The organism is uncultured Succiniclasticum sp. (genome assembly GCF_902793885.1).
In the GTDB taxonomy this organism is placed as follows: Bacteria; Bacillota; Negativicutes; order Acidaminococcales; family Acidaminococcaceae; genus Succiniclasticum.
Genome location: NZ_CADBFF010000012.1, coordinates 102764 through 115237, shown reverse-complemented (window position 1 = coordinate 115237; position 12474 = coordinate 102764). Strand labels below are relative to the sequence as shown.

At 52.1% G+C, this 12474-nt stretch carries 10 protein-coding genes and 1 tRNA gene; all 11 read left to right on the top strand.

Annotation, left to right across the window (positions count from 1 at the left end):
• Window positions 1-375, top strand: a 375-nt coding sequence (locus QZV31_RS07605) for a sodium ion-translocating decarboxylase subunit beta (RefSeq protein ID WP_295359460.1), incomplete at its 5' end; no start/stop codon positions are given.
• 345 nt (window positions 376-720) lie between these two features.
• Entirely contained in the window at window positions 721-1995 is a 1275-nt protein-coding gene (locus tag QZV31_RS07600; RefSeq protein WP_295359459.1) for an SLC13 family permease, read from the top strand.
• Window positions 1996-2230: 235 nt separating this feature from the next.
• Window positions 2231-2322, top strand: a tRNA-Ser gene (locus QZV31_RS07595).
• A gap of 285 nt (window positions 2323-2607) precedes the next feature.
• Window positions 2608-4206, top strand: coding sequence for a gamma-glutamyltransferase family protein (locus tag QZV31_RS07590; RefSeq protein WP_295359458.1), 1599 nt, complete (start codon window positions 2608-2610; stop codon window positions 4204-4206).
• Window positions 4207-4257: 51 nt separating this feature from the next.
• Window positions 4258-5547, top strand: coding sequence for a GTPase ObgE (gene obgE, locus QZV31_RS07585; protein WP_295359457.1), 1290 nt, complete (start codon window positions 4258-4260; stop codon window positions 5545-5547).
• 132 nt (window positions 5548-5679) lie between these two features.
• The gene (gene proB / locus QZV31_RS07580; protein WP_295359456.1) at window positions 5680-6810 is read left to right on the top strand and encodes a glutamate 5-kinase; all 1131 of its coding nucleotides are present in this window, start codon (window positions 5680-5682) and stop codon (window positions 6808-6810) included.
• A gap of 126 nt (window positions 6811-6936) precedes the next feature.
• Window positions 6937-8181 carry a glutamate-5-semialdehyde dehydrogenase gene (locus QZV31_RS07575; protein WP_295359455.1) on the top strand — a complete coding sequence of 415 codons (1245 nt, stop codon included), beginning with the start codon at window positions 6937-6939 and terminating at the stop codon, window positions 8179-8181.
• Window positions 8178-8987, top strand: a complete 810-nt coding sequence (locus tag QZV31_RS07570) for a tyrosine-protein phosphatase (protein WP_093729409.1) — start codon at window positions 8178-8180, stop codon at window positions 8985-8987. Before QZV31_RS07575 ends, QZV31_RS07570 begins: the two co-directional genes overlap by 4 nt.
• Window positions 8988-9117: 130 nt before the next feature.
• Window positions 9118-10203 (top strand): efflux RND transporter periplasmic adaptor subunit, encoded by a 1086-nt coding sequence (locus tag QZV31_RS07565; protein ID WP_295359454.1) that lies wholly within the window; start codon window positions 9118-9120, stop codon window positions 10201-10203.
• 117 nt (window positions 10204-10320) lie between these two features.
• Window positions 10321-11022 carry an ABC transporter ATP-binding protein gene (locus QZV31_RS07560; RefSeq protein WP_093729407.1) on the top strand — a complete coding sequence of 234 codons (702 nt, stop codon included), beginning with the start codon at window positions 10321-10323 and terminating at the stop codon, window positions 11020-11022.
• Window positions 11012-12226 carry an ABC transporter permease gene (locus QZV31_RS07555; RefSeq protein ID WP_093729406.1) on the top strand — a complete coding sequence of 405 codons (1215 nt, stop codon included), beginning with the start codon at window positions 11012-11014 and terminating at the stop codon, window positions 12224-12226. The genes QZV31_RS07560 and QZV31_RS07555 overlap by 11 nt, the downstream gene beginning before the upstream one ends.
• Window positions 12227-12474 lie beyond the last annotated feature (248 nt).

Here is a 12474-nt window from a genome sequence, read left to right as displayed (position 1 = left end):
GCACTGATGAACATCGTAACGATTTTCCTGTCCGTTGGTACCGGTTTAACCATGGAAGCTGAAAAGTTCCTGCGTTATCAGACCATCCTGATCATCTGCCTGGGTCTGGTTGCTTTCGCAGCCGGTACTGCACTGGGTTGTCTCTTTGGTCAGGTTATGAAGATTACCTCTGGTGGTAAAGTTAATCCGCTGATCGGTTCGGCCGGCGTATCTGCCGTTCCGATGGCTGCCCGTGTATCCCAGGTTGTTGGCCAGAAGGCTAATCCTTCCAACTTCCTGCTGATGCACGCTATGGGCCCCAACGTAGCAGGCGTTATCGGTACCGCTGTTGCAGCGGGCACCATGCTGGCTATGATCGGACCTGCCGGCAAATAATTAGCATTTCCGGCAAGTAGTCTTTAGTACCATAAGCCTGTTTCTGAATGTTCATATCGTTCATTCGGAACAGGCTTTTTTAAAGAGTTACCCTATAGCACGTAAAGGGTATTGACAAATTGTAATGTTTGTCAGGAAAAGACGTTCGTCTTTTTCAATGAAAATGGGTTTTCAAAAAATGTGGCAAAATTGTGTCATACATACTTTTAAAATTTGAAAAGTAGTGCTATAATATTGCCAAGAACCTTGAGAATTCCATAGTTGTATATTAAGCGTACGGAACACTGCCCGCTGCGTATTAGGCCGTACGCTCGATATAAATTTTAAAAGAGGAGGAGTTATATAATGGCTCAGTCCACAAAGTGTCTTATTCTGTTAGCCGTAATTGCCTTATTCTTCGTTACCGAAATTATTCCTCTGGCAGTTACCGCTATGGCTGGCTCTATCGCCTGCGGCCTGTTGGGATTTATCCCGGCAAAGCAGGTATTCAGCGGCCTGTCTAACTCCACCGTTGTTCTGTTCGCCGGCATGTTCGTTGTAGGCGCTTCCATGTTCTACACCGGCCTGGCTCAGAAAATCGGTGAAACCGTTGTTAGATTCACCGGTACTGGTGAAAACAGCCTGATGATTGGTATCATGCTGGTTGGCGCGGGGTTATCCTCCGTTCTGTCTAACACCGGTACTGCTGCCTGCTTACTGCCTGTAGTATTAGGCGTGTGCGCAGCAGCAAAGATCCCTGCTTCTACCGAATTAATGCCTCTGGCATTTGCCTGCGGCGTTGGCGGTATCATCACCCTGGTAGGTACGCCTCCTAACATCATCGCTTCCGGCGCTCTGGAACAGGCTGGCTATCGTGCATTCGGATTCTTTGAATTCGCAAAAATCGGTATCCCCCTGACCCTGGCTGCCCTGATTTACATGATGTTCATCGGCAAACACCTGTTACCGAAACGGGAACTGGATGCCAATCAGGAAATCGAGCAGGAAGTAGAAGCTAACGAAACTTCTTCCAGCAAGATGGTAGTTTCCGGCGTTATCCTGTTAGCCGTAGTTCTGACCATGGCTCTGGGTATCAAAGGTGTTACCCTGGAAATGGCTGCCATCACCGGCGCTATCGTTGCCGTACTGACCGGCTGCTTAACAGAAAAACAGGCTTATGCCTCCATCGACTGGGTAACCATTTTCCTGTTCGCTGGCATGATGCCCGTATCCTCTGCTATGAGCAAAACCGGCGCTGGCAAAGTTATCGCTGAATGGGCAGTTGGCATGATGGGCGGTACTCCGTCTCCGCTGATTGTTACTGCTGTGTTGTTCATCCTGTCCTGCGGTCTGACCCAGTTCATGTCCAACACTGCATCCGCAGCTCTGCTGTGCCCCATCGGCATCGCAATTTCCAAACAGCTGGGCGCTGATCCGGCAGCCGTTCTGATGGCTATCGCCGTTGCAGCATCCTGCGCATTTGCTACTCCTGTAGGTACGCCTCCTAACACCCTGGTATTAGGCCCTGGCAAATTTACCTTCATGGACTATGTAAAATGCGGTACTGGTCTGGTAATCGTATGCTTCGTAATCTCCCTGATTTTGATTCCTATGTTCTGGCCTTTCTTCCCCGGCAAATAATTATCTGGGAATATTTGTTAGTTACATAGTAATTTAATCAAAAGCGGACAGGCCCGGCAAGCCGGGTCTGTCCAATCAGTATTTTTATTTTTGTTCCCTGCCGGTTAGGGCGGTGTTCCGGATCTCTCCGGAGCCGGCTCGGACATAATTTTTAAGAAAATACTGAAGAAAAGCTTGTCAAATTGTAAAAAATAAGCTATAATAGCCAAGTGAGTTGCCCTTGCGGCAATGAAACGGAGTGGTACTCAAGCTGGCTGAAGAGGACGGTTTGCTAAATCGTTAGGGGTCGCAAGGCTCGCCCGAGTTCGAATCTCGGCCACTCCGCCATATTTCTGGCATACAAGCATCTGGTGAAAATACCGGATGCTTATTTTTTTGCCAAATAAAGAACAATTACAGCAAGCTGTGATATAATAATATTTAATAATGTTAATGATGCAGATAATCTATGTTGTTATGGAGCTGAATTACCCGGAACCCTGGGAGAAAGGAAAAATCCAATCACATTTTGCTGATTGAATTACACAGAACGCCATGAGCACATATCTTTCTTTTAACAGCGATGCGAACAAATATCCCTCTCGTCGCAGTGTTGTATACGGAAAAAACGGCATGGTCTGTACATCGCAGACACTGGCGGCCCAGGCCGGCCTTGACATTTTGAAAAGTGGAGGCAATGCCATTGATGCAGCCATTGCCACGGCTATCAGCCTGACGTTATTGGAGCCGCCCAGCAACGGCATTGGCAGTGATTTGTTTGCGCTGATCTGGTACAAAGGAAAGCTGTACGGATTGAATGGCAGTGGCCCGGCGCCGCTTGCACTCACCAGAGAAAAGGTACTGGCGAAGCTTGGCATGGAGGCGAGAGCAACGGGGCATTATTCAGACGGCGGCCAAATCCTGGACCTGTCTGTCTCTGACATGCCGGATCATGGTTGGGAGACGGTGACCGTCCCCGGAGCGCCTGCTTCCTGGAAAGCGCTCCACGAACGGTTTGGCGTTGCCGATTTTGCTTCACTGTTTGATGCGGCGATCCGCTACGCGGAAGAGGGGTTTCCTCTGCAACCGATCTGCAGCAGGATATGGAAGAAAAATGTGCCCAAGGTTGCCGGACTGAAAGACGAAACGATGTATCAACCGATGTTGGATACGTTTTTCAATCGCAAAAAACTGGAATCCGGAGAGGTAGTAAGGCTTCCGGAAATGGGAGCGACGCTGCGCAACCTTGCGGAAAGCAAATGTGACAGTTTCTATAAAGGAGATATTGCCCGGGAGATACTCCGCTTTGCCGATGCAACGGGCGGTTATCTTACGGAAGCAGATTTACAAAACTACAAACCGGAATGGGTAGAACCGCTTCGGTTGCATTACCGCGGCTATGAGGTGTGTGAGATTCCGCCTAACGGACATGGCCTGGTGGTTCTGATGACACTGAATATTCTGCAGCAGTTATCTCTTGGGAAGAAGGAAGATTCGGAAACCGTTCATAAACAGCTGGAAGCCATGAAGATCGGGTTCACTGACGGTAAGATGTACATTGCGGATCCCCGTTACATGAAGGCCAGTGTGGAATATTTCCTCAGTGAGGAATACGGTAAAAAACGGGCGGCGGAAATTGGCCATCAAGCACAGCTTCCCAGACCGGTAGATCTGAACTGTGGCGGCACGGTCTATCTCTGCACGGCTGACCGGGAAGGTAACATGGTGTCGCTGATCCAGAGTCATTTTAATAACTTTGGCTCCAAATTAGCCGTGCCGGGGACAGGCATCCTGCTAAATAACAGAGGAAAGAATTTCAGTCTGAACCCGGAAATGGATAACTGTCTGGCCCCGGGAAAGAAGCCGTACCATACCATTATTCCCGGCTTTTTGCTGAAGGACGGAGAGGCCGTTGGCCCCTTTGGCGTCATGGGCGCGTTCATGCAGCCTCAGGGACAGGTCCAGGTGGTCAATAACCTGATCGATTTCGGGTTAAATCCCCAGGAAGCGCTGGATGCGCCCCGGTGGCAGTGGACCGGCGGGAAAACCGTGGAAGTGGAAGCAAATTATGACAGGAAGATAGTAGAAGACCTGAAACAGCGGGGACATGATATTAAGGTTATGGAAGATTTCACCTCCTTTGGCAGGGGGCAGATGATTATACGTCAGTCCGACGGTGTTTACGCGGCTGCTACCGAGCCACGTGCCGATGGAGTTGTTGCCGCCTGGTAGGGTGCTGTGGTATAATATAAGATAATATGTAATTCAAAACAGGAGATTCGCATGTTTATTGATAAAGCAAGGATTTATGTGGAAGCAGGCAACGGCGGCGACGGCATGAGCAGTTTTCGCCGTGAGAAGTTTGTGGAAAGAGGTGGCCCCAATGGCGGCAACGGCGGCCGGGGGGGCAACGTGATCTTACGGGCCGATAACAGCCTGAACACCCTGATTGATTTCAGGTACAAGCGGAAATTCATCGCAAAACGTGGCGATAAAGGCGGCATTTCCAACATGACCGGGCACCGGGGAGAAGATGTGATTATCAAGGTCCCCCTGGGTACGGTTGTGCGGGATGACGAAACGAATATCATGATCGCGGACCTGACGGAAGACGGCCAGGAGTTTGTGGCTGCAAAAGGCGGCCGGGGCGGCAAGGGAAATGCCTGCTACGCCACCAGTACCAAACGGGCTCCGACCTTTGCGGAAAAAGGAGAACCGGGAACCAAAGGATGGCTGCGGCTGGAGCTGAAGCTGCTGGCGGATGTGGGGCTGGTGGGTTATCCCAGCGTGGGAAAATCCAGCATCATCTCACGGGTCAGTGCGGCCAGACCGGAAATCGCGGCCTATCATTTTACCACGCTGACTCCGGTTTTGGGGGTTGTCCGTTTAAGCGAGGAGCAGAGCTTTGTGCTGGCGGACATTCCCGGGCTGATTGAAGGCGCCGCGGAAGGCGTGGGTCTGGGTCATGATTTCCTGCGTCACATTGAACGGACCAAGGTGCTGCTTCATGTGGTGGATGTTTCCGGCTGCGAGGGCCGGGACCCCATTGAGGACTTTGAGAAAATCAATCACGAGCTGGAGGCTTACAGCGCTAAACTGGCCCGCCGTAAGCAGCTGGTAGTGGCCAACAAGATGGACCTGCCGGACAGTGAAGATAATTTTGTTCTGTTAAAAGAATATGTTGAGGCAAAAGGCTATGAGATCATGCCGGTTTCCGCAGCTACAGGCGAGGGCCTGCAGGATTTGATGTGGAAAGCCTGGGAGATGTCCCGGCAGTATGTGGCGGAGCCGGAAGAAGAAATCGGAGTCATCGACGAGGGAGACCCGGACAGCTTTGAAATTATCCGGGGTGCCGAGGATGCGGATTTTGAAGTAAAAGGCAAGAACATCGAGCGCCTGGTAGCCATGACGAATTTTGATAATGAGGAAGCACTGTACCGTTTCCAGCTGATCTGGAAACGCCTGAAGATTGAAGAAGCGCTGTTGGAAGCCGGCATTCAGGAAGGGCAGACGGTACGCATTCTGGACATGGTGTTCAATTATCAGAAGAGTAAGTGGGCTGACAAAAAATAAGAACGATTTGCTTACTCTGTAGTTTATGAGCGTCCGCTTGCTGTGACATCGAGACGGGTTACGCAGAAATGCCGGTATCCCGTTCTCCATAATTCGTCTAAACGAGACCTTGGACGAGGGGAAGTGTATCTAATGATTCGTAACCGCAAAGATCTGGCAAAAGTAAAACGAATTGTTGTGAAGGTGGGTACCAGTACCATCACCTATCCTAACTGCAGCCGCAACTTCACCCGGATGGATCACCTGTGCCGGGAACTGGCGGATCTGCACAACCAGGGGCTGGAAGTGATTCTGGTGACCAGCGGCGCCGTAGCGGTTGGGTCGGAACGGCTGGGGCTGAAGGAAAAGCCAAAGACCATTCCGGGAAAACAGGCGGCGGCAGCGGTTGGACAGGGGATTCTGATGAATACCTATGAAAAGCTGTTTGCCGAATACGGACAGATCGTGGCCCAGGTGCTGCTGACCCGCACGGAAGTGCTGGATCGGCACCGCTATACCAATTCCCGTAATACCTTTATGGAATTATTGAAGCAGGGGGTCATTCCCATTGTCAACGAGAATGACGTGGTGGCCCTGGATGACCTGAAGATCGGCGACAACGACAATATGTCTGCGCTGGTGGCAGGTATCGTGGATGCGGACCTGGACATTCTGCTCAGTGATATAGACGGGCTGTACACAGCCAACCCCAAAACCCATCCGGATGCAAAGCTTGTGTACGAAGTACGGGAAATTACACCGGAAGTGGAAGCCAGTGCCGGAGCTGCCGGCAGCGGATTTGGCACCGGCGGCATGTTTACCAAGATTCAGGCGGCAAAAGCGGCAACCAGTTCCGGTATCAGCATGATCATTGCATCGGGTACGGAACCCAACGCCATCACACGGATCCTGCAGGGAGAACAGCTGGGAACCTTATTTATTTCCCGGGAAAACCGGCTGCAGTTCCGCAAACGCTGGCTGGCCTTCGGCTCCCGCATTGAAGGTTCCCTTCTGGTTGACATCGGCTGCGCGAAAGCCATCCGCCGTCCGGGAGGCAGCAGTATCCTGCCTGCCGGCATCACCGCTGTTACCGGTGAGTTTGAAGCCGGACACACGGTAAGCGTCCGGGATGAAGCAGGAAATGAGCTGGCCCGGGGCCTGAGTCATTACTCATCCCAGGAGCTGGAAAAGATCAAAGGCCATAAGAGCAGCGAGATCGTAAGCATTTTAGGGGAAAAGACCTATGATGAAGTGATTCACCGGGACGATCTGGTAATTCTTTGATGTATCGGGCAGGTGGCCGTCTGCAATTGGGACGGCAGTCGTCAGATAAAGTTAATGGAAGATAATAATTATTATAGAAAACCAATATAATGACTGACCTGTAAGTTTTGAAAAGAAGGTGCGAAGATGACAATACGGGAACAGGCGATGGAAGCTGCGGCAGCGGCAAGAAAACTGGCTGCGGTTTCGCCGGCAATCAAAAACAAAGCCCTGGAAGCCATGGCTGATGCGTTGCTGGCGGAACAGGAAGGGATTCTGGCGGCCAATGCAAAGGATATGGAAGCCGGCAAAGCGAAAAATATGAAAGCTTCCCTGCTGGACCGGTTGCTGCTGACCTCCGTCCGACTGGCGGATATGGCCGACGGGTTGCGGCAGGTGGCTGCCTTGAAAGATCCGGTAGGGGAAATTATTGGCGGCAGCACACTGGCCAATGGGCTGACTGTGACAAAAATCCGTGTACCGCTGGGAGTCATCGGCATCATTTATGAAGCCCGTCCCAACGTGACGGCGGATGCTATTGGGCTGTGCCTGAAGAGCGGTAATGCGGTCATCCTGAAAGGCGGCAGCGAAGCGATCCATTCTAACACAAAAATTGCTGCGGTGCTGCGGGCCGCTGCAGAAGAGGCCGGTATTCCCACAGGAAGCATCCAGTTCATCACCAGTACGGACCATGCGGCGGTGCAGGAGCTGATCACCCTGAACGGGCTGGTGGACGTGGTGATCCCCCGGGGCAGCGGCCGTCTGATCCAGGCCGTGGTAGGCAACGCCAGTGTGCCGGTCATTGAAACCGGCGTAGGTGTCTGCCACACCTTTGTGGATGCCGGTGCGGATTATGGGATGGCAGAGGCCATCATCATCAATGCCAAAACCCAGCGCCCCGGCGTGTGCAACGCCATGGAAACCCTGCTGGTGCATAAAGGTGCGGTGCAGGAGTTCCTGCCCCATATGTTGCAGGCACTAAAAGAAAAAGGCGTGCAGATCATAGGCGATGAAACGGTCTGCGCGATGGATAAGGAAGCCCTGCCTGCTACGGAAGAAGACTGGGCAACAGAGTACGGCGACCTGCGTCTTTCTGTTAAAGTGGTAGAGAATACAGATGAGGCGATAGAACATATTAACAGGTATGGCACAAAGCACAGTGAGTGCATCGTGACCCGCAACTTTGCCAATGCCAGAAAATTCCAGCAGATGGTGGATGCCGCCTGTGTATACGCCAATGCGTCCACCCGCTTTACGGACGGATTCCAGTTTGGCTTCGGGGCGGAGATCGGTATCAGCACACAGAAATTACATGCCCGGGGTCCCATGGCCCTGCCGGAATTAACCACCTACAAATATTTAATCAGTGGAGACGGACAGGTTAGACCATGATACCAATTCGGTTAGAAAAACAGAAAAATATTCGTGACCTGGGGGACACTGTGACCCTGGATGGACGCGTCATACGGCGGAACAAACTGATTCGCAGCGGCCGCTTAAGCGAGCTCAGCGATGCCGATATCATGTATCTGCTGGGAATCTGCCGGGTCCGTACGGTTGTGGATCTGCGGAGTGCCAAAGAAAGTGACGAACGCCCGGATCCCCCTTGGGGAGTTGCCGCTTATTCCCGTATTTCCCTGTTGAGCGACGACCAGATGGGCTTTGGGTCGTTTGCCGGTTCGCCACAGATCAAGATCAGCGTACTGGATGCGCTGATTAATATGACCAGCGGGCCGGTTTATACGCCGCAGCAGTATCTGCAGGATATCTACCGCAAATTTATCACATCGAAGCAGGCCCAGAACGCCACACGCCGCTTTTTTGAGCTGCTGCTGTCCATGAAGGGCGGTGCGCTGCTGTATCACTGCAACGGCGGCAAGGATCGCACCGGTATCATCACCGCGTTTCTGCTGACAGCCCTGAATGTATCCTGGGATATCATTGCGGCGGATTACATGGAGACCAATAAAGTGGTGGAGCCCTGGCTGGAGAGGAAACTGGAGAACCTGCCGGACAGATATCAGAATAAACAGGCAAGGGCAGTGCTGCGCATGATGTACCTGGCAGACGCCGACTGCCTTCAGACGGCCCGGGAGGAAATGTGCAGTCTGGGAGGTACGCCTCTGGGATATTTGAAACAGGTGATCGGGATCACCGACGAAACCCTGGAGGAATTGCAAAGCCGCCTGCTGCGATAAGAATTATGGATTTTTGCAGTTCCCAACATAAAAATGTCACAATTCATTGTTACAATAAAACCGTAAAGAACCAGCAAAGCATGCATTGTTGTAATGATACAGGAAAATGCGGTACGGGAGTGTGGTCAGCATGTTGAAATTTTTAAAAAATAATCTCTATGCCCTTGTGTTTTTGGCAATTCTTCTCGGAGCCTGTTTCGGGGGCTACAAATATTACAAGAGCCAGAAAGCCACGAAAACGGAAACGGTAAAAACGGTTTCCGTGGAATACGGGAACCTGCAGAAAGGCGTTTCTGCTACCGGCAGCCTCAGCGCGCTGGATAATGTGGATATCAGCTCCAAGATTACAGGTCGTATCGTAGAGGTACTGGTAGCGGAAAACGACCACGTCACCGCCGGACAGCTGTTGCTGCGGCTAGATGATTCGTCCCTGAAAGCGACGGAAGAGCAGCGGGAAGCTACGCTGAATGAAGCCACGCTGACCATGAACCGTTATTCGGCGCTGTTGAGTAAAGGCGCTATCTCGCAGCAGCAATATGATACGGCCCTGATGAACTACAGGGTTGCCAAGGCTGCCCATGAGCAGGCGGTTTCCAACACCAATGATACCTATATCTATTCGCCGATTGACGGCTATGTCATCGGCAAACCTACCCCTGTAGGCCAGACCATCAGCTCCGGTATCAGTTCGCCTCAGGTCATCATGTCCATCGCCAACCTGGACAAGATGCAGATCGAAACCCTGGTGGACGAATCGGATATCGGGCAGATCAAGGTAGGCCAGAAGGTTGAGTTCACGGTAGATTCCTATCCGGAAGAGACCTTTGAAGGTACGGTGCGGCTGATTTCCCGCAGCGCTACTACCACCAACAACGTAGTTTACTATAAAGTGTATGTAGATGTTGCCAATTCCAAAAACAAACTGTTCCCCACCATGACGGCCCGGGCCAGCATTATCATTCATGAGGCCGGCGACGTGCTGATGGTTCCCCAGAACTGCATCTTCTATGACGGCGGCCGTAAGTATGTGAAGAAGTACGACCCCCAGACCAAACAGGAAACGGAAATTGATGTGGAAGTGGGCATGGCCGGCGACGACAACATTGCCGTCAAGAGCGATCAGCTGCGTCAGGGCGACAAGGTGATGGTAAAAACGCTGAAAGCAAAACAGACTAATAACAACAGACGGAGCCCGATGCCGGGCGGTCCGCACTAAAGAACAAGCCTTAAAGTGAGTGTTGCACTGAATGCAGCAGCTGCTAAGCAGTCGAAACCGGCTCGCTTTTACGGCATGCCGGTTCCACAGAAACGGCACAGGAAATGAGGGATTAGCATGGCAGATGTCATTGTACTGGAAGATATTGTGAAACAGTTTACCATGGGCGATACCATTCTGCAGGCGCTGGACCATGTGAACTTCAGCGTGGAAGAAGGGGATTTTGTGGCCATCATGGGACCTTCCGGCAGCGGCAAATCCACCATGATGAATATTCTGGGCTGCCTGGACCGTCCCACTTCCGGAAAGTATTATCTGGATGGGAAAGAAGTGGCGGGACTGAGCGACGACGAGCTGGCCCGCACCCGGAACGCCAAAATCGGGTTTGTATTTCAGAATTTTAATCTGCTTTCCAAGATTTCGGCCCAGCAGAATGTGGCGCTGCCTCTTGTGTATGCAGGCGTGTCGGAAGAAGAACGCATGGAGCGGGCCCGGATTGCCCTGCGGGATGTAGGACTGGAGGACCGTCTGGACCATAAGCCAAACGAACTGTCCGGCGGGCAGCGGCAGCGGGTGGCCATCGCCCGGGCGCTGATCAACAACCCGGCCATCGTGATGGCAGACGAACCTACCGGTAACCTGGATACCAAGTCCAGTTATGAAATTATGGATATTTTTAAAAAGCTGAATGCCATGGGTAAAACCATTGTCATGGTTACCCATGAGCCGGATATCGGGCAGCAGACCAAACGCATCCTGGTCATGCGGGACGGTCACCTGAACAGTGACGAAAGGCTGGTACACGATTATGTTCAATGAGTCGATCAAGATGGCCATTGACGGCATGATATCCAACAAGCTGCGCACGCTGCTGACACTGCTGGGTATCATCATCGGCGTGGGCGCCGTGATTGCCATGGTCAGCCTGGGCTTTGGGGTCAAGGAACAGATCAAAGATAATATTTCCCGTCTGGGCAGCAACCTGCTTATCGTCCAGTCCGGGGGCCGCACGGCTACCGGGGCCCGCATCCAGGCCGGCAGCGGGGCGCGTCTGACCGATGACGACGCCAAAGCCATTGAGAAGAATATTGATGGAATCAAATATGTAGCGCCTATGGTCTCCCGCGGTTACCAGCTGGTAGTGGGCAATCAGAACTGGACGACCAACGTGCAGGGCTCTACCCCTAACATTATTGATATCCGTGACTATACGGTAGAAGAAGGCCGTAACATAAACGACCATGACATGGCAGGCAAGGACCGGGTCTGCGTCATTGGCAAGACCATTGTGGACAACCTGTTCCCGGACGGGGATCCTATCGGCAAGACCATCCGCATCAACAAGGCGCCTTTCAAGGTGGTGGGCGTACTGGGCGCCAAAGGGCAGTCTTCCGGCGGCCAGGACCAGGATGATGTGGTCTTTGTGCCTCTGACCACGGCCATGAACCGTATGATGGGTATTACATACGTGAATAACATCACCATACAGGCGATGAATGAAAATGTTATTGACAGTGTGCAGGCAGAAGTGGAGCATCTGCTCCGCATCCGTCACCGGATTAAAAATTCGGACGATGACGATTTTTCCGTGCGTAACCTGGCGGCGCTGATGGACACCATGATGAGCACGGCCAACACCATTACCATGTTGCTGGGCTGCATTGCGGCCATCAGTCTGCTGGTAGGCGGCATCGGCATCATGAACATCATGCTGGTATCCGTAACGGAACGTACCCGGGAAATCGGGATCCGGAAAGCACTGGGCGCAACGTACAATAATATTCTGCTCCAGTTCCTGATCGAATCGGCCGTTATCGGTATCATCGGGGGCTTCTTAGGTGTGCTGCTGGGTATCGGCGCATCCTATGCCATCAGCACCTTTGCAGAGTGGAAAACTGTCATCTCGGTTCCGATCATCATCATTTCCGTGGTATTCTCTGTGGGTATCGGCGTATTCTTCGGTATCTATCCGGCACGCAAAGCCGCGCTGCTGGATCCCATCGAAGCGTTGCGGTATGAATAAAAAGGAGATTTACTTTCGGCCGGCAGCAGTCGGTGGGGTTTGTACAGGTGCAGGCGATACGGTCGTGAATTGAGGAAATGCAATATGCAGGATGAGCGGAGCACAATGCAAAAAATGGAAGATTTTTCGCAGGCCTTCTCGGAGTTTCTGAGAAGGCCTAAAACCATTTTTGATATGAAAGACCGGTTCCGCCTGCTTGTGCTTCTGATTGCTGTCATTGCGGTTTTGGAATTCATAATCTATCGCAT